This window comes from Actinomadura miaoliensis, from assembly GCF_039536785.1.
Lineage (GTDB): Bacteria > Actinomycetota > Actinomycetes > Streptosporangiales > Streptosporangiaceae > Spirillospora > Spirillospora miaoliensis.
Window position 1 is genome coordinate 103,437 of sequence record NZ_BAAAZG010000019.1, and the last position, 17,452, is coordinate 120,888.

Below are 17,452 nucleotides of genomic sequence, written 5' to 3' on the forward strand. Positions count from 1 at the left end.
GGGCACTTCGAGCGCATGGTGCGCATGGCGGAGTCCAAGCATGATCCGGACTGGTACAAGCAAAGCCTGTCGTACGAGCGTCGGGCCGCCCTCATTAGGGCGTACGAGAGTCTGTGGGTGCCAGGCTTGGTCCAGATCGAGGAGTACGCGCTAGCCTCCTTCGAGGCCGCTGGCGCCACCGACCCAGATCGGCTCTGGCGCGACAGGAAGGCCCGACAAGAGATCCTCCATCGTGAGAACCCGCCACAGCTCCAGGTGTTGTTGGACCAGGCGGTCATCCTCCGACAGGTCGGAGGGGTCGAGGTGATGTGTCGACAACTTCAGAGGCTTCTAGAGTTGAGCCACCTTCCTCACGTGATCCTCAGAGTCATACCCTTCGACGAAGGGGCGCACATGGGGCAGGATGGCTCCTTCAAGATCATGAGTGCTACCCGTGGACAGCGACGGTCAGGTTGGGATGCGGTCTACGCGGAAGCCCCCATCGGGGGTCGGCTTATCACGGACCCGGCAAAAGCGGCCGACTTCTGGATACGGTGGGACCGCATAGGGGCAAAGGCCCTGACCGTCGCTGGGACGCGGCGGTTGATCCTCTCAACGATGGAGTCCATGCGATGACGAAGGCCACCGAGCCCACCGTCTGGCGCAAGGCCAGCCGGTCTAGTAGTACAGGTGGTGACTGCGTGGAGGTCGCGGACCTCGCCAACGCGATCGGCATCCGAGACAGCAAGAACCCCAACGCTGGTCACCTGGAGCTGGCCCCCGCGGCTGTCAGGGAGCTGGTGCGTCGGATCAAGGCCGGTGACCTGGACCTGTAGAGCCCCTGTGATGACGGAGCCCCCGCCCCGGCGGGGGTTTCTGCGTTATGGGTTGTCTTGCGTAAGGGGTTGCTGCTGTTCACGAGGGCGGGCTTGGTGCTCCTGGCGGATTGGACAGTACAACCGGTCTTGCTCGATCTGTCTGTTGTCCGGCCGTGCGGCGTACGGTCTGCCCAGGTGGGGCGTCGCCCCTGTCCATCGAGGCGTCGCGCGACTTCATCGCCAAGACCATGGAAGAGGTCACATGACTCCACATTGGCGCAAGTCCACCTACAGCGGAACTAGCGGGAACTGCGTGGAGCTGGCGGCCCTTCTCCAGGACGCCAAGATTGGAGTCCGGGACTCCAAGAACCCCAACGCCGGTCGCCTGGAGCTGGCCCCCGCGGCTGTCAGGGAGCTGGTGCGTCGGGTCAAGGCCGGTGACCTGGACCTGTAGAGCCCCTGTGATGACGGAGCCCCCGCCTTGGCGGGGGTTTTTGCGTAGTGGGTTGTTTGAGAAGCCTCATGGAGCAGGGCTGGTTGCCGGGGATGGTTGGGAGGTGTTTGGGGTGGGGCTGGTGTGAGCTTGGTCACGCAGGGTGACGGGTAAGCTCATAGCGTTCCCGCCCCCGTGACCCGACAGGAGACCACCATCAGCAGGCCGACGGTCGCCCAGCTCAGGGCGTTTCTGGCGCTCGCCGAGCACCTGCACTTCCGGGACGCGGCGGCGGCTCTGCGGATGAGCCAGCCCGCCCTGTCCGGGGCCGTGGCGGCGCTGGAGGACACGCTCCGCACACGGCTTGTGGAACGCACCACACGCCGGGTGCTGCTGACCCCCGCCGGCGAGCGGGTGGCGCGCCGGGCCGAGCTGGTGCTGGCCGAGCTCGACCGGCTCGTGGAGGAGGTGCAGGCGGCCCGCGGCCCCCTGGTCGGGCCGCTGCGCGTCGGCGTGATCCCCACCGTCGCGCCCTACCTGCTGCCCGTGGTGCTGCCCCGGCTGGCCGATGAGTTCCCCGAGTTGGAGCTGTCGGTGCGCGAGGAGCAGACCGACCACATCGTCGCCGAGCTGGTGGCCGGACGCCTGGACGTCGTGCTGCTCGCGCTGCCCACGCCCGTCCAGGGCCTGGTCGAGCTCCCGCTCTACGACGAGGACTTCGTGCTGGTCGCGCCCGCGTCCCAGCCGATGCCCGGCGAGGTCCCGCTGCCGACCGGAGCGCTCAAGGACCTCGACGTGATCCTGCTGAACGAGGGCCACTGCCTGCGCGACCAGGCGCTCGACGTGTGCCGCGAGGTCGGCGCGCGGGCCGCCGCCGCGACCTACGCGACGAGCCTGGCCACGCTCGTGCAGCTGGTGTCGGGCGGGCTGGGGGTGACGCTCGTCCCCGAGACGGCGCTGCCCGTGGAGACGCGCCGCGCGCCCGGCCTCACCCTGCACCGGTTCGCCGAGCCCGCCCCGTACCGGCGGATCGGGCTGGCCTACCGCGCCACGTCCCCGCGCGGGGACGAGTTCGAGCTGCTCGCGCGCACCCTGCGCACCGCCGTCACCGAAGCGGGCACCGGCGTCCGCGTACACCCCAGCATTCCGGACGGCTCGTTCCCCGGCCAGGCGACGCCGAGCCCCGCCGCGAGCTGACGCCGCCCCCTGCGACGACGCGCCCACCCCCGTGGGAGTTGCGCCAGGGCGAGGTCAAGACTGCGTCAGGCGACGGTCCGGTAATCGCGATACCGCTGTGATCGGCTACTCAGCGTGTTCATGCTGGATTTCATGGCGACGTGCGCGCCCTCGGCTCCGCCGTGACGGGTCCAGCCGGTCGCCGTCCGAGTCCTCGACACGCCCGGTCCTCCGCCGTACAGCACGGGAGAGCGCAATTGGCTCCGACGATCAGCCTCGTGGTGCCCATCTACAACGTCGCGCCGTACCTGGACGCCTGCCTGCGGTCGCTGGCCGCGCAGACGTGCCGCGACCTGGAGGTCGTCATGGTCGACGACGGGTCGACCGACGACAGCGGGCGCATCGCCGCCAAGTTCGCCGCCGTCGACTCCCGCTTCCGCCTGGTCACACAGGAGAACAAGGGGCTGGGGGCGGCGCGCAACGCCGGGCTGGCCGTGGCGCGGGGCGAGTTCCTGGGGTTCGTCGACGGCGACGACATGCTCCCCCCGTACGCGCTGGAGTACCTGCTGGCGAGCCTCAAGGAGACCGGGTCGGACTTCGCCACCGGCAACGTGCGCCGCTTCGACGCCGACGGCGTGCGCCAGTCGCCGATGCACCGCCGCACGTTCCAGCGCACCGTCCGGCGGGCGCACGTCACCCGGCACGAGGAACTGCTCGTCGACCGGCTGGTCACCAACAAGCTGTGGCGCCGCTCGTTCTGGGACGCCCAGGGCCTGGAGTTCCCCGAGGGCGTGCTGCACGAGGACATCCTCATCGCGATCACCGCGCACTACCTGGCCGGGGCCGTGGACGTGCTGGAGGGCCCCGTCTACCTGTGGCGGATCCGTCCCGAGGAGGACCGTTCCATCACCCAGAACCGCACCGAGGGCAGCGCCCTGGATCACCGCGTGCAGGCGGTGCGGGCGGTCGGCCGGTTCCTGCTCGACCGGGGCCTGCCGGAGCAGAAGCGCCGGTGGGACCGCGTCGCCCTGTCCGACGACCTGCGCATCTTCCTGCAGGTGCTGGACGAGGGCGGCGACGCCTACCGGCAGCGGTTCCTCGACCTGGCCGGCGCCTACCTGCGCGACTGCGACCCGGACATCGTCGCCGGGCTGCGGGCGTTCGAACGGCTCAAGTGGCATCTGGTGGAGCGCCGCATGCTGCCGGAGCTGCTGGAGGTGCTGACCTTCGAGAAGAGCCGCGAGATGGCCGAGGCCGGGGTGGTGCGGCGCGGCGTCCGCTTCTACGGCGACTACCCGTTCCTCAACGACTCCCGGGTGGGCGTGCCCGACCACGTCTACCGGCTGGACGAGGAACTGCAGGTCCGGCAGAAGGTCGAGTCGGTGAGCTGGAACGGCGACCGGCTCGTCGTCGAGGGCCGGGCCAGGCTGCGGTGGCTGCCGCCCCGCAAGCGCTGGCAGCAGCAGCTGCTGGCCTGGCTGGTGTCGCAGGACACCGGGCAGCGCCTGCCGCTGCGGCTGACCACCATCGACCGGGCCGGGGACGACCACGGGTCGGACTGGAGCGGCTACCGCGTCACCGTAGACCCCGCCAAGGTGCTGGACAAGGGCGGGGCGTGGCACGTCGAGCTGTGGATGCACAACCGCGGGATCTTCCGGCGGCAGGAGCTCGGCACGCCGTCGGCGGCGGCCCGGCGGCTGGAGGCGCGCCGCGTGGGCGGGGTGTGGGTGCGGCCCGAGTGGGTCAAGGGCGGCAAGCTCGTCCTGCGCACCGGCGACGACGCCGTCATCGCCGGCGACATGCGGCTGGCCGACGGCGTCCTGGAACTGACCTGCGAGGCGCCCACCGCCCTGCTGTGGGGCAGCCATCTGCTCGTCACCCGGTGGCCCGGCTGCGCCCCGCGCCGCTACCCGCTCACCCGCCACCGGGACGGGACGGGCTTCACCGCGCGGCTGCCGATGCGCGACTTCGAGGCGCCCGTGGCCTCGCCCGGGTTCCCGGCGGGCAGCCCCGAGGCGCTGGCGTTCGGCGACACCACGCAGTGGAGCGTCGAACTGGTCGGCTCCGACGGCACCCGCACCCCGGTGATCCTGCCGGAGGTGTCACGGCTGCTGCGGCAGGACGCGGCGGGCGACCGGGAGATCGCGGCCGTCCGGTCCAAGACCGGCCACCTGGAGATCCACGAACGGGCCGTCCGCCCGGTCATGGACGTGCTGGAGTGGGAGCCGGACGGGCCGCTGCGCGTCGCCGGGGAGCTGCCGGCCCGCGGCGAACTGCCCGCCGCCCTGGTCCTGCGCGCCGGGGGCCGCGTCGAGGAGCGGGTGTTCCCGCTGACCCACGACGCCGGCCGGTTCGAGGCCGAGCTCGACCCGTGGCGCGTGGAGTCCCTGGCCGGGACGCTGCCGCTGCCCAAGGGCCGCTACCAGCTGTACGTGCGGCTCGACCGCGACGGAGGCACGCGCGACGCCCCCGTCCAGGTCGGCAACGCGCTGCGCTCGCTGTTGCCGCTGACGCAGACGCGCGACGGCCGCACCCTGCACATGGACGCGAGCCGGGAGCTGACGCCGGTCCTGCGCGCCGACGGCGACCTGGCCCCCGAGGAGCGCAGCCGCAAGGGCCAGCGCCTGCTCACCGAACGCGTCTACCCGGAGCTGTGCGAGCGGCCGATCCGGCAGCAGGTGCTGTTCGAGAGCTACTTCGGACGCCAGTACTCCGACAGCCCCCGGGCGATCCTGGAGGAGCTGCGGCGCCGCGAGTCCGGGCTGGAGTTCCTCTGGAGCGTCCAGGACGGGCAGGTCGAGCTGCCCGAGGGCGTCACGCCGGTGCGCCGGGGCGGCCGCGACTACGTCGAGGCCATGGCGCGCTCGGCGTACATCGTCACCAACAGCCACCTGCCGATGTGGTTCCGCCGCCGTCCCGGCCAGAAGGTCGTGCAGACCTGGCACGGCACCACACTCAAGCGCATCGGGTTCGACATCGAGAAGGTGCGGTTCGCGGCCCGCGACTACCACGAACGGCTCGCCCTGGAAGTGGAGCAGTGGGACTACCTGGTCTCGCCGAGCCCGTGGTGCACGCCGATCCTGCGGCGCGCGTTCCGCTACGAGGGCGAGGTGCTGGAGACCGGCTACCCGCGCAACGACCTCTTCCACGCCGACGGCCGCGACGAGGTCGCCGCCGCCGTCCGGCGGCGGATCGGCGTGCCCGAGGGCCGCAAGGTCGTGCTGTACGCGCCGACGTGGCGGGACGACCGGTTCTACACGCGCGGCCGCTACCGGCTCGACCTCAAGCTCGACCTGCACCGCATGTACGAGGAGCTGGGGGACGAGCACGTCGTGCTCATCCGCCGCCACCCCAACATCGTCGACCGCGTGCCCGAGGTCGGCCGCGACTTCGTCTTCGACGTGTCGGTGTACCCGGAGATGCAGGAGCTGCTGCTCATCACCGACGTGCTCGTCACCGACTACTCGTCGGTCATGTTCGACTTCGCCAACACCGGGCGGCCCATGCTGTTCTTCACCTACGACCTGGAGAACTACCGCGACGAGCTGCGCGGCTTCTACTTCGACTTCGAGGCCGACGCGCCCGGCCCGCTGCTGCGCACCGGCGACGAGGTGATCGCGGCGCTGCGCGACCTCGACCGCGTCGCCGCCGAGCACGCCGACGCCTACCGGTCGTTCGCCGACCGGCACTGCGCCCTCGACGACGGCAAGGCCACCGCCCGCGTCGTCGACCGCATCTTCGGCTGATCCGCCGGCCGCCGGGCCCGGGAGGAGGCGTCCTCCCGGGCCCGGCGCGTGTCGTCCTGCCGCCGGCCGGGAGACTAGCCGGGGCGGTAGGCGCGGGCGAACAGCGTGACGCCCGGCCAAGACCGGACCGGAAGCCGCCGCTCCACGGCGCCGACCAGGCCCAGCAGCTCGTTCACCACGGGCGGGACGTCCGCCATGTCCTCGCAGTACCGGGCGCGGTGCCGCCGCCACCGCACCAGCGGGCGGAGCAGGACGTTGCAGTTCCACAGCCGTTCCACCCGGAGCCCGGCGCCCTCCAGCACCCCGGCCAGGTCCGCCCGGGCGTAGCGGCGCACGCGGCCCAGCGCCACGTCGTGCGCCGACCACAGCTCCATGTCGCAGGGCACGGCGACCAGCGCGGTGCCGCCGGGACGCAGCACCCGGGCGATCTCCCCGGCGGCGGCGCGGTCGTCGTCCACGTGTTCGAGCACGTTGAGCGCCAGCGCCAGGTCGTAGGTCGCCGACGGCAGGGGCAGGAACCGGGCGTCGCCGAGGTAGGCGACGATGCCCTGGGCCAGGCACAGGTCCACGGCGGCGGGGGCGGAGTCGATCGCCACCGCCTGCCAGCCGTGCTCCATCAGCACCCTGGTGTTGCCGCCGCCCGCGGCGCCGACGTCCACGGCCTGCCCGGGCACGCCGATCCGGCGCAGCTCCCGGGCGATGATCCCGCGGCGCTCGCGGTACCACCAGTTGTCGTCCTCGATGTCGACGACCCGCTGAATCTCGATGGTGTCCACGGGCACCAGCGCACCGATCCCGGCCCGCCGCGGCCACCGCACGCGCCGCGGTTGACGGCCTTTTGGCGGACGAAGTGCGGGGCATGGGGATACCCGGCCGTACCCCCGGGGAACAGACCCCTGACCGGAGGGGGGATCGCAGATGGGCGCGATCGGCCGGGCGGCGCGGCGGCACCTGCCCCACGGCACGGCGCCCGCGGCGCGGCGGCACTGGCCCGTCGCCGCGGTGCTCGCGGCGGCCCTGGCCGTGCGCGCGGTCGCGCTGGCGGGCTACCCCACGGGCCTGTGGTTCGGCGACTCGGTCGGCTATCTGCGCGTGGCCGTCACGCTGGCACCGTCGATCACGCGGGCGAGCGCGTACGGGGTGATGCTGCTGGTGCTGCGTCCGCTGCACAGCCTGTTCGCGGTGGTCGTCGTCCAGCACCTGATCGGGCTGCTGACCGCGGCGCTGCTGTACGCGCTGGTCTGGCGGCACGCGCGGGCGGCCTGGCCCGACCGGCTGCTGCTGCCGGGCGTGCTGGGCGCGGCGGCGACCCTGCCGGTGCTGTTCGACGGGTACCAGATCCAGCTCGAACACCTGCTGCTGTCGGAGACGCTGTTCACGTTCCTGCTGGTCGCCGCGGTCGTGGTGCTGCTGTGGAACGCGCGGATCGGCGTGTGGACGGCCGCCGCCGGCGGCCTGCTGCTCGGCCTGGCCGGGACGACCCGCTCCGTCGGCCTGCCCCTGCTGGCGATCGTCCTGGTATGGCTGCTGGCGCGGCGCCCGGGTGCGCCGTGGCGGCCCGCGGCGGTGCTGGTGACGGCGTTCGCGGCCCCGCTGCTGCTGTACGCCACGTGGTTCAAGGTCGCGCACGGCCGGTTCGCGCTGACCGGCACCGAGAACGTCTTCCTCTACAGCCGCACCGTCGACTTCGCCGACTGCTCGATCATCAGACCGCGTCCCGGCCTGCTCGACCTGTGCCCGCCCAAGCCGCCCACGGGTGTGTCACCCGCGTTCGCGGTGCTGTGGACCAAGCAGTCGCCGTTCTTCCACGCCCCCGGCGGCAAGATGGGCGCGAACGAGCGGGCCGGGGAGTTCGCGTGGGCCGCGATCCGCGCCCAGCCCGTCGACTACGTCCGCGTCGTCGCGCGCGACACCCTCCGCGCGTTCTGGTGGAAGCGGACCGTGTACCCGCAGCGGGCCACGTTCCGCAAGTACGACTTCCCGGTCAAACCGATCCGCCTCAGCAAGCGCCAGGCCAAGGTCGCCCGCGCCTACACCCACCGCGTCCAGTCGGGCCGCGTCGTGGAGCCCTACGCCGGATGGACGCGCGCCTACCAGCACCGCGTGTACCTGCCCGGGATCGGGCTGGGCGCCGTCCTGGCCGTCGCGGCGGGCGGCATGCTGGCGCGACGCGGAGCCGTGCGCCGCGCCCTGCTGCCGTGGCTGGTGTCGGCGGGGCTTCTGGTCATCCCCGCCGCCACCGCCGACTTCGACTACCGGTACGTGCTGCCCGCCGTGCCGTTCGGCGCGCTGTCGGCCGCGCTGGCGTTCGTCCCGCGCCGCCGTCCGGGTTAGCGGCGATGGGTTAGCGGCGGTGGGTCAGCGGCGGTGGGTCAGCGGCGGCCGCCGCGCCTGCGACGACGCACCAGGAAACGGACGGCCAGCAGCAGGACGATCATGGCCGCGACCGCCGGGACGGCCCGCTTGGCCACCGACGGCCCCGCCACCTCCAGCAGGTCGATCGGCTCCTGCTCGCGGCGCGGCCGGGCGTCGACCGCCTTCAGCGGACGCTCCCGCCTGGCCTCCGACGGGGGCCGCTGCTGCGGCACGGGCCCGGCCTCGGCCTTCTGCGGCTCGGCGCTCTCGTCCGGGGCGAGCGCGGGCTCGGGCGCCTCGGCCGTCGCCTGCGGCTCGTCCTCCCGCTCACGTACCTTCTGCTCCTGCGCCTTCTGCTCCTGCGCCGCCGCGGCCTCCTCGGCGGCGCCCTGCTGGTCGACGACGTCCTCCGCCGCCGGCGCGCCGCCCTCCCCGGACGACTCCAGCTCCTCGGCCAGCGCCTCGGCGAACCGCCCGATCAGCTTGGCGCCCACCTCGGACAGGATGTTGCGGCCGAACTGGGCGGGGCGTCCGGTCACGTTCAGCTTGGTGTGCACGGTGACGCGCGTGGTGCCGCCCTCGTCATGCAGGCGCGCCTGGACGGTCGCCGACGCGGTGCCCGGGCCGCGGGCCTCCTTGCCGGACGCCTCGATCGTCACCGAACGCGCGGACTCGTCGGCCGCCACGATCCGCGCCGTGCCGCGGTAGGTGACGGTCATGGCGCCGACCTTCACCCGCAGCCGCCCGGCGTACTCCCCGTCCTCGGCGGAGTCCAGCGTCGCGCCCGGCACGCACTGGGCCACCCGCTCCACGTCGAGCAGCACCGACCAGGCGCGATCCACCGGTACGGGGACGGCGAATTCGTGGTCGAGCTCCATGATCCCGGTCCTTTTCGTTCGGGGGCGCGTTCAGGGGACCTTCCCGAGAATCTACCCATACCAACACCGGATACCGCCATATGATCGGCCGGCCGGGCTCGTGGGAGCCCGGCCAGGTGATCAGGACGACGCGGCGGCGGTGAGGGCGCGGGCGGTCAGGACGCGGGCCAGGTGCGCGCGGTACTCGGACGAGCCGTGCAGGTCGCCGGGCGGGGACGTGCCCTCGGCGGCCCGTTGACCGGCCTCCCTGAAGGAGTTCTCCGAGACCGTGCGGCCCGCGATGAAGCCTTCCACCTCGGTGGCGCGCACCGGCGTGGGCCCCATGTTGGTCAGCGCGACCCGGGCGCCCTCGATCGCGCCCCGCTCGCGCCGCACCGCGCACGCGACCCCGACGATCGCCCACGCCTGCGCGGTGCGGTGGAACTTCTCGTAGTGCACGCCCCAGCCCGCGCCCAGCTTGGGCACGCGGACGCCGACCAGGATCTCGTCGGGCTCCAGCGCCGAGGTCATCCAGTCGACGAAGAAGTCCGCCGCCGCGATCTCGCGTTCGCCGCGCTCGGACGAGACGGCCAGGAACGTCGCGTCCAGCGCCAGCGCCACGGCGGGCAGGTCCCCGGCCGGGTCGGCGTGCGCCAGCGACCCGCCGAACGTGCCGCGGTGCCGCACCGCCGGGTCCGCCACGGTCGCGGTGGCCTTGGCGATCAGCGGGGCGTGCTCGCGCACCAGCGGATCCCGCACGACCTGGTGGTGGGTGGCCATCGCGCCGATGAACAGCGCGCCGTCCTCGTCGCGGATCTCCTTGAGCGCGTCGACGCGGTCCAGGTCGATCAGCGCGTCCGGGTAGGCGAGCCGCAGCCGCAGCAGGGGCATCAGGCTCTGCCCGCCCGCCAGCACCTTGGCGTCCTCGCCCGCGTCGGCCAGCGCCGCGCACGCCTCCTCGACCGTGGCCGGCCGCGCGTAGTCGAACGTCGCCGGGATCATCAGGCGTCACCTCCCTGCACCGAGCCGAGCCCGCCGGCCGCGCCCGGACGCACGTCCCCCGCGGGCTCGCGCTCGCCCTGCGTCGCCCGCCACACCCGTTCGGGCGTGCACGGCATCGGCACGTCCCGCACGCCGTACGGGCGCAGCGCGTCGACGATCGCGTTGACCACCGCCGGGGTGGACGCGATCGTCCCGGCCTCGCCGACCCCCTTGACGCCGAGCGGGTTGGACGTCGCCGGGGTCTCGGTGCGGTCGGTGGTGAACTCGGGCAGGTCGGCCGCCGACGGCACCAGGTAGTCGGCCATCGTCGTGGTGGTCAGGTTGCCCTCCTCGTCGTACACCGCCTCCTCGTACAGGGCCTGCGCGATGCCCTGGGCGAGCCCGCCGTGCACCTGCCCCTCGACGATCAGCGGGTTGACGACCTTGCCGACGTCGTCCACGGCCACGTACGAACGCAGCCGCACCATGCCCGTCTCGGTGTCGACCTCGGCGGCGCACAGGTGCGTGCCGTGCGGGAAGGAGAAGTTCTCCGGGTCGAAGGTGAGGTCGGCGTCCAGCGACGGCTCCAGGCCCTCGGGCAGGTCGTGCGCGGCGAACGCGGCCGTCGCGACCTCCTGCAGCGTGCGGCCGCCCTCGGGAACGCCCCGCACCTGGAAGCGCCCGCCGGAGAACTCCAGGTCGTTCTCGTCGGCCTCCAGCAGGTGCGCGGCCACCTTCTTCGCCTTGTCGATCACCTTGTCGCAGGCGCCGTACAGCGCGACGCCGCCGACCGCCAGCGACCGCGACCCGTAGGTGTCCATGCCCTTGGGTGACACCGCCGTGTCACCGTGCAGCACCTTGACGTCCTCGAACGGCACCCCGAGCCGATCGGCGGCGATCTGCGCCCACGCCGTCTCGTGGCCCTGGCCGTGCGCGGACGACCCGGTGACCACCTCGACCTTGCCGGACGGCAGCACCCGCACCGACGCGTGCTCCCAGCCGCCCGCGCCGTACGACAGCGACCCCAGCACCCGCGACGGCGCCAGCCCGCACATCTCCGTGTACGTCGACACGCCGATGCCGAGCTGCACCGGGTCTCGCCGCTCGCGCCGGTCCGCCTGCTCGGCGCGCAGCTTGTCGTACTCGAACAGCCGCAGCGCCTTGTCGGTGGCCGCCTCGTAGTCGCCGGAGTCGTAGGTGAGCCCGCAGATCGTCTCGTACGGGAACTCCTCGTGCCTGATCCAGTTGCGGCGCCGCACCTCGATCGGGTCCAGGTCCAGCTCGGCGGCCAGCTCGTCCATCAGCCGCTCGATCGCGAACGTGGCCTCCGGACGGCCCGCGCCCCGGTAGGCGTCCGTCGGCGTCTTCGTCGTGAACACGCCCGTGCAGGTGAACGAGTAGGCGTCCATCTTGTAGATGCCGTTGAACATGAACGCGCCCAGCAGCGGGACGCCCGGCGTGACCAGCATCAGGTACGCGCCCATGTCGGCCAGCAGGTCCACCTTCACCCCGCGGATGCGCCCGTCGCGCTCGGCGGCCAGTGTCACCCGCTGGATCTGGTCGCGGCCGTGGTGGACGGCCATGTTGCCCTCGCTGCGCGACTCGGTCCACTTGACCGGGCGCCCCAGCCGCCTGGCCAGCAGCAGGCACAGCACCTCCTCCCCGTACACCTGCAGCTTGGAGCCGAACCCGCCGCCCACGTCGGGGGCCACGACCCGCAGCCGGTGCTCGGGGATCCCGGTGACCGTGGCCAGCATCAACCGCAGGATGTGCGGGATCTGCGTGGCCGAGTAGACCGTGAAGTCGTCGCCCTCGGGCACGCACAGCACGGCCCGGGGCTCCATCGCCGTCGGGATGAGCCGCTGCTGGACGTACCGGCGCTCGATCACCACGGGGGCGTCGCGCATCGCCGCGTCCAGGTCGCCGTTCTCGAACACCCACGTGTAGCACTTGTTGGTGCCCAGGTCCTCGTGGACGAGATCGGCGCCCTCCCTGAGCGCCTCCTCCATGTCGGTGACGGCGGCCAGCGGCTCGTAGTCGACGTCGATGTCCTCCAGCGCGTCGACCGCCGCGTACCGGTCACGCGCCACCACGCACGCCACCGGCTCCCCGGCGTACCGCACCTCGTCCACGGCCATCGGCGGGTGCGCGGGGTGCTTCATGTCCTCGGTGACGGGCCACGCGCACGGCAGGGAGCCCTGCTCGCCGGCGAAGTCGGCGCCCGTCAGCACGGCCACGACGTTGGGACGGGCCTTGGCCGCCGTCACGTCCACCGCGTTGATCCGCGCGTGCGCCATGGGGCTGCGCAGGAACGCCACGTACAGCGTCCCCATGGGCTGCAGGTTGTCGGTCCAGCGGGTGCGGCCGGTGACCAGCCGCGCGTCCTCGCTCCTGCGGCGCGGGGAGCCGATCTCCTGGACGGTCACGACGTCACCTCCCGCTCCTGCGCCGGGGTGCGCATCTCACCGGCCGCGCGGCGCACCGCCCGCACGATGTTCTGGTAGCCGGTGCAGCGGCACAGGTTCCCTTCGAGCCCCTCCCGGATCTCCTCCTCGGACGGGTCGGGGTTCTCCCGCAGCAGGTCCAGCGCCGCCATGATCATGCCGGGCGTGCAGAAGCCGCACTGCAGCGCGTGCTCCTCGTGGAAGGCCCGCTGCAGGGGGTGCAGCGTGCCGTCGATCCCCAGCGCCTCGACCGTGGTGACCTCGCGGCCGTCGGCCTGCACGGCCAGCACGGAGCAGCTCTTGACGCTCATCCCGTCCATCAGGACGGTGCAGGCGCCGCAGTTGGTGGTGTCACAGCCGATCGGGGTGCCGACCTTCCCCAACCGGTCACGCAGGTAGTGGACGAGCAGGAGGCGCGGTTCGACGTCGTCCTCGTACGTCGCACCGTCGACCTCGACGCGGACACGTGGCATTCCTTCTCCCAGGGACGTCTCGGTTGGGGCGGGAAGACGTCCCGTTGAGGAGGAGCACGCTGGACCGGCCACGGCATCGGGGCCCACCTCCGGCCGCTGGAAGAAGGCGACGCAACGAACGTAAGCCGACCCGTAACCCTCGTACCACCCCCCGCCCCCCTCAATTTGCTCTCGTTTGACACAACCGCGCTCACCCGGCCGGGGGTGAGCCAGGGCAGCTCGTCCCGGCCGGTCTCAGCGGGTCAGAAGGGGGCGGGACGAGAGGGGTCGGGACCGGGGTCGTTCTTCCGCGGGACGACCAGCAGGGTGACCGAGTCGGAACTGCGCATCCACGCGCCCGCGACGCGCCGGTCGCCCTCCGGCCGCCAGCCGGACGGCGGGGTGTAGGAACTGCCCGAACCGTCCTGGTTGAACCGGCCGAGCAGGTAGGCGGCGGTCATGTTCCGCGCGCGCAGCCGGGCCAGGGCCTCGGCGACGGTACGGCCGGTCAGCCGCAGGCTCGGCGGGTTGTCGCCCGCGCCGGGATTCTGGTCGTGGTAGATCTCGCCGGGACGGGCCGTCCGGCCGATGACGATCTCGGTCGCCTGCCGGCGGACCGCCTCGCCGCTGAGTTCCACGGTCAGCGGGCAGGCGGTGCCCCGGCCGGGCGGGCAGTCCAGCACCGTGGCGATCCGCACGCCGCCGGTTACGCCGTCGGTGGGCGTGTGGGGGCCGCCTCCCACGCGGATGATCTTTCGTTCGCGGCCCGGGGACACCGGCAGGATCGACAGCGTCACGTCCAGGCCCAGCCTGGCGAACGCCTCCCGGAACTGGCGCTGGTCGGCGTAGACGTTCTTGACGTGGACCTTGTAGGTGTCGTCGGTGCGCCGGATGTCCACGGCGGCGTTGGCGTAGCCGCGGACGGGGCCGGGGCCGCCGGCGTCCAGCGCGACGAACGCACCGGCGGCCACGGTGGTCGCGGCGACAACCCCGACCGTGAACCGCCCGAATCGGCGGCGTCGCCGGGCCGTGCCCCGCGGCTCCGCCGTGATCGCCGCCAGCAGGGCCTGGGCTCCCGGTGCGTCCGGCCCCGCGATCCGGTCGTCGTGCGCACGGGCCAGACCGGCCACCAGCTCGTCCATCCTGGAGGTGGTCACCGTCAGCTTCCTTCCATCTCGTAACGCGCGGCCCGGACGGCCGGCACCTCGTCGACACCGGCGGCTCGCAGCTCGCGGGCGAAGCGCCTGCGGGCACGGTGCAGCCGGATGCTCACCGCGTTGCGCGAGCATCCGAGGACCGTGGCGATCTCCGCGCGGCTCAGCCCCTCCCACGCGACCAGGGAGAGCAGCTCCCGGTCCCGTTCCGGGAGGGAGCGGAACACCTGGGCGACGGCGGTGCCGTCCAGCGGTGCCGGGGTGAGGGGCGACGCGGCGGCCAGTTCGTCGCGCAGCATCGCCGTCTTGGCCGCGTGCCGCAGTTCACCCCGGCGGTGGTTGGCCAGCACCCTGCGCGCCACTCCGTACAGCCAGAGACGGGCCTCGTCACCGGGCGGCAGGTCGTCCGCCCGGCGCCAGGCGATGGTGAACGTCTCGGCCACCACGTCGGCGGCGTCGTCCGGGGAGTCGCAGCGCCGCAGGGCATAGCCGAACAGGGCTCGGTAGTTCTCCGCGTAGACGGCGGCGAACTCGTCTTCGTCCAATGGGGGTTTCGCCTTCCTGGGACGGCGTCGGTCACCCCCCACATGTCCGCACACCGACGGACCTTTCATGCTTCGCGAACCCGGAGTACCACGGCAACGAGGACGCGGGCGCGCCTGGCAGGCCGGCCCCCGGCCACGCGGCTCGTCCGGGCCTGCTGCGAAGGCGCGGCGGCGGCGGTGGCGAGGATTGTGACCACGATCGTCGTGGTGACCATTCTCCGCGCGGCCGAGACACTGTTCGCCGCCGTACTCCAGTGACGGCCCCGGGTTTCTCCGCGGCGGCCTCTAGATCGGCAAGTCAGTCGGCCTTGGCGTAGACGACGAGATTGTGGGAATAGCTGGCCGCGCGGCGGTCGAACGCGCCGGTGCAGGTGATGAGAACCAATCGGGCGGGCGCGTCCGGAGCGAATACCGAAGCGGGAAGTCGCTGTTTCGGATAGGCGCGGCGGGCCACGATCCGGTAATTGCGCGTCCGGCCGTCGGTGCTTCGCACGTTGACCTGGCTGCCCATCCGGACGCCCCTGAGTTCGAACAATGCCCCCGGGCCCTCTTTGGCGGTGTCAACGTGACCGGCGACGACGACCGTGCCCGTGGCGGAGCCGGGGGCGGCTCCGCCCCGCCACCAGCCGAGGTCGCGTGCGGAGGGCGGAACCTCCAGGGTTCCGTCGGACCGGACGCCGACAGGCCGCACCCGGGCCCGCACGCGGAGGGCGGGGATCTCCAGGTGGACCGGCGGTGACCCGGCGCCGGCCGCGGGCGAGTGCGACGCCGGCCCGCCGGCCGCCGGGGGGACCGTGCCGGCGTCCAGGGCCTGCGGCGTCACCTTCGCGGCGGGGCGCATGACGAGTGCGGCGCCGCAGAAGGTGAGCGCCGTGCCGAGCACGGCGCCCACCACACCCGCGATCTTCAGCCTCTCCACGGCGCGGGACGCCTCCACAGCAGGGCGCCGCCCACGGTCACGAGCATCCCCGCGGCGAGCAGGCCGTACCCCAGGGCGAGGGGCCGCTCGTTCGGCGCGGCCATCGTCCAGCCGCCGTTACCGGCCGGGACGTGCCGCGGCGGGTCGGCATGGCGCGCCCGCAGCAGCAGGTTCAGGTGCCTGCGGAACACCGGGGTGCTCACCGTGGCGAGGTGCTGGGCCTCGGCCGCCTTCCCCGCGCGCACCTCCTTGCGGGCGGCGGCCAGATCCGTCCGGTGCTCCTTGATCAGGGCGTCCAGCCAGGCCCGGTCGAACGCCTTTCCGCTCATGGCGTTCAGCCTGGCCGCCAGCGCCTTCTGTTTGGCCGACGGCTCCGACGGCAGCGAGACGCCCAGTCTCCGCGCCGTGGCCTGGACCCTCCTGTCCAGCCTGGAGTGGTCGGTCACCAGCACGGCCCCGATCGACCGCACGGCCTTCGCCTTGCCCTTCTTCTGCGCCATCGTGCCCACAACGGACTCCGCCAGATTTCCCTGGTGGGCCATCATGAGCCATTTTCTGTCCTGGGCTGATATCTCCTGTTGCGCCACTGCGGGCGCCATACTTCCGGCCGAAAAGGCGAGAACCGCCCCGGCGGCCAGCACGGCACGCAAGATCGACATCGAACCTCCACGGTTGCGCATGAATCGACCGAACTGCCGCGACCCGTTCCCCCCGGCGCGCCGATCCATGAGACGCGTCATACCGCCCTGAAGGCATCCTTGCCGTTTTCTGGTCTGTTCTGCCCTTGTCCGGCATGTACCTGACCAGCCTCATGCCGCCCCCTGAAACACCCCGCGCCGGAGGACCGCGGCGGGGCGGGCCGGTCGATCAGTCTTCGCGGATGGTGTCGAGGTCGCGGCGGGCCTTGGCGAGCAGGTTCCGCATGGCCTCCTCCGCCCGCTCCGGCGCGGCGGCGCGGACGGCGTCGAGGACGGCGCGGTGGCTGGGAACCGGGTCGTCGTGGCGGCCGACGCCGTGCACCGGCGGCCGCGGCCCAGATCGAGGGCGGCGCAGGCCCTTCTTCGCCACGTGGATGCCCGCCGGGGCCTCACCGACGCCGACTACGCCGTCCTCGACGAATGGTCGCGCGGCGTTCGGGTGTCCGATGGCCTCACATGTCCGCGGAGGCGGCGATTCCTCGGTTGATCTTGTTCGCCTCCTTCTTGAACCACTCGATGAACTCCTGCTGGTGGTTCATGTAGGAAGAATGGACGTCGCCGAATCCGGGATACGGTTCCGTGGCCGGGGTCAACGGTTCGGGCGGCGCGTAGCCGGAGGTCACGAAGGACATGTGGAGGCGGGCGTTCGCGGCCTCCGCGATCAGGCAGGTCATGATCAGGGCCCTCATCCACTGGGGACAGCGGGGATCGAACTCCGTGACCCCGTTCTCGGGGTCCCTGATCCTCGCCCATACGCCGCCGTCCGGCGCCACGAAGCAGGTGACGTCGTCGTCCGGCCCGTAGCCGGCCTGCGAATAGGTGCGCCACGATCACCCCCACGGCAGGCCGCTCGAACACGGACCTGCCTGACGCTACAAGCCCGCCTGCCGCCGAC

General features: G+C 72.5%; 17 protein-coding genes. 6 read left to right on the plus strand and 11 right to left on the minus strand.

All coding sequences use genetic code 11. The annotated features are described in order from the left end of the window. The first annotated feature begins 24 nt into the window (after positions 1-24). The 5 genes from ABD811_RS16470 (at position 25) to ABD811_RS16490 (ending at position 6,152) form a co-directional block, all read left to right on the plus strand. A complete protein-coding gene (locus ABD811_RS16470; RefSeq protein ID WP_344947759.1) occupies positions 25-615 on the plus strand; it encodes a DUF5753 domain-containing protein in 591 nt (196 codons plus the stop codon). Next, entirely contained in the window at positions 612-815 is a 204-nt protein-coding gene (locus ABD811_RS16475) for a DUF397 domain-containing protein (protein WP_344947762.1), read from the plus strand. The genes ABD811_RS16470 and ABD811_RS16475 overlap by 4 nt, the downstream gene beginning before the upstream one ends. Before the next feature lie 244 nt (positions 816-1,059). Continuing rightward, positions 1,060-1,251: a DUF397 domain-containing protein gene (locus tag ABD811_RS16480; protein ID WP_344947765.1), complete on the plus strand. Its 192-nt coding sequence runs from the start codon at positions 1,060-1,062 to the stop codon at positions 1,249-1,251. 174 nt (positions 1,252-1,425) lie between these two features. Next, positions 1,426-2,427, plus strand: a complete 1,002-nt coding sequence (locus tag ABD811_RS16485) for a LysR substrate-binding domain-containing protein (protein ID WP_344947768.1) — start codon at positions 1,426-1,428, stop codon at positions 2,425-2,427. A gap of 161 nt (positions 2,428-2,588) precedes the next feature. Next, on the plus strand, positions 2,589-6,152 hold the full coding sequence (locus ABD811_RS16490) for a bifunctional glycosyltransferase/CDP-glycerol:glycerophosphate glycerophosphotransferase (protein WP_425549421.1): 3,564 nt from the start codon (positions 2,589-2,591) through the stop codon (positions 6,150-6,152). Between the two features lie 74 nt (positions 6,153-6,226). Here the strand turns inward: ABD811_RS16490 and ABD811_RS16495 are convergent, their stop codons facing one another. Continuing rightward, positions 6,227-6,928, minus strand: coding sequence for a class I SAM-dependent methyltransferase (locus tag ABD811_RS16495; RefSeq protein ID WP_344947774.1), 702 nt, complete (start codon positions 6,926-6,928; stop codon positions 6,227-6,229). Positions 6,929-7,070: 142 nt separating this feature from the next. On the opposite strand from ABD811_RS16495, the gene ABD811_RS16500 reads away from it, so the two are divergent. Next, positions 7,071-8,486: a hypothetical protein gene (locus ABD811_RS16500; RefSeq protein ID WP_344947777.1), complete on the plus strand. Its 1,416-nt coding sequence runs from the start codon at positions 7,071-7,073 to the stop codon at positions 8,484-8,486. A gap of 38 nt (positions 8,487-8,524) precedes the next feature. Here the strand turns inward: ABD811_RS16500 and ABD811_RS16505 are convergent, their stop codons facing one another. From ABD811_RS16505 to ABD811_RS16550, 10 genes are all read right to left on the minus strand, one after another. Beyond that, the gene (locus tag ABD811_RS16505; RefSeq protein ID WP_344947780.1) at positions 8,525-9,385 is read right to left on the minus strand and encodes an SRPBCC family protein; all 861 of its coding nucleotides are present in this window, start codon (positions 9,383-9,385) and stop codon (positions 8,525-8,527) included. Between the two features lie 120 nt (positions 9,386-9,505). Further along, on the minus strand, positions 9,506-10,366 hold the full coding sequence (locus ABD811_RS16510; RefSeq protein ID WP_344947784.1) for an FAD binding domain-containing protein: 861 nt from the start codon (positions 10,364-10,366) through the stop codon (positions 9,506-9,508). Further along, positions 10,366-12,771, minus strand: a complete 2,406-nt coding sequence (locus tag ABD811_RS16515; RefSeq protein WP_344947787.1) for a xanthine dehydrogenase family protein molybdopterin-binding subunit — start codon at positions 12,769-12,771, stop codon at positions 10,366-10,368. Before ABD811_RS16515 ends, ABD811_RS16510 begins: the two co-directional genes overlap by 1 nt. After that, positions 12,768-13,262, minus strand: coding sequence for a (2Fe-2S)-binding protein (locus tag ABD811_RS16520; RefSeq protein WP_344947790.1), 495 nt, complete (start codon positions 13,260-13,262; stop codon positions 12,768-12,770). Before ABD811_RS16520 ends, ABD811_RS16515 begins: the two co-directional genes overlap by 4 nt. A 242-nt stretch (positions 13,263-13,504) precedes the next feature. Continuing rightward, positions 13,505-14,398, minus strand: a complete 894-nt coding sequence (locus ABD811_RS16525) for a hypothetical protein (RefSeq protein WP_344947793.1) — start codon at positions 14,396-14,398, stop codon at positions 13,505-13,507. Between the two features lie 2 nt (positions 14,399-14,400). Next, complete coding sequence (locus ABD811_RS16530; RefSeq protein ID WP_344947796.1) at positions 14,401-14,940, minus strand: RNA polymerase sigma factor; 540 nt, start codon at positions 14,938-14,940, stop codon at positions 14,401-14,403. Between the two features lie 298 nt (positions 14,941-15,238). Continuing rightward, on the minus strand, positions 15,239-15,832 hold the full coding sequence (locus tag ABD811_RS16535; RefSeq protein ID WP_344947799.1) for a class F sortase: 594 nt from the start codon (positions 15,830-15,832) through the stop codon (positions 15,239-15,241). A 14-nt stretch (positions 15,833-15,846) separates the two neighbouring features. Next, complete coding sequence (locus tag ABD811_RS16540) at positions 15,847-16,599, minus strand: DUF4142 domain-containing protein (protein ID WP_344947801.1); 753 nt, start codon at positions 16,597-16,599, stop codon at positions 15,847-15,849. A 127-nt stretch (positions 16,600-16,726) separates the two neighbouring features. Then, the gene (locus ABD811_RS16545; RefSeq protein ID WP_344947804.1) at positions 16,727-16,927 is read right to left on the minus strand and encodes a hypothetical protein; all 201 of its coding nucleotides are present in this window, start codon (positions 16,925-16,927) and stop codon (positions 16,727-16,729) included. Between the two features lie 82 nt (positions 16,928-17,009). Beyond that, positions 17,010-17,231, minus strand: a complete 222-nt coding sequence (locus ABD811_RS16550) for a hypothetical protein (protein WP_344947811.1) — start codon at positions 17,229-17,231, stop codon at positions 17,010-17,012. Positions 17,232-17,452: the final 221 nt, after the last annotated feature.

Coding starts and splice junctions, on each gene's coding strand:
- ABD811_RS16470 (WP_344947759.1), top strand. CDS start 25: ATGGCGGAGTCCAAGCATGATCCGGACTGGTACAAGCAAAGCCTGTCG.
- ABD811_RS16475 (WP_344947762.1), top strand. CDS start 612: ATGACGAAGGCCACCGAGCCCACCGTCTGGCGCAAGGCCAGCCGGTCT.
- ABD811_RS16480 (WP_344947765.1), top strand. CDS start 1,060: ATGACTCCACATTGGCGCAAGTCCACCTACAGCGGAACTAGCGGGAAC.
- ABD811_RS16500 (WP_344947777.1), top strand. CDS start 7,071: ATGGGCGCGATCGGCCGGGCGGCGCGGCGGCACCTGCCCCACGGCACG.
- ABD811_RS16505 (WP_344947780.1), bottom strand. CDS start 9,385: ATGGAGCTCGACCACGAATTCGCCGTCCCCGTACCGGTGGATCGCGCC.
- ABD811_RS16510 (WP_344947784.1), bottom strand. CDS start 10,366: ATGATCCCGGCGACGTTCGACTACGCGCGGCCGGCCACGGTCGAGGAG.
- ABD811_RS16520 (WP_344947790.1), bottom strand. CDS start 13,262: ATGCCACGTGTCCGCGTCGAGGTCGACGGTGCGACGTACGAGGACGAC.
- ABD811_RS16540 (WP_344947801.1), bottom strand. CDS start 16,599: ATGACGCGTCTCATGGATCGGCGCGCCGGGGGGAACGGGTCGCGGCAG.
- ABD811_RS16550 (WP_344947811.1), bottom strand. CDS start 17,231: ATGACCTGCCTGATCGCGGAGGCCGCGAACGCCCGCCTCCACATGTCC.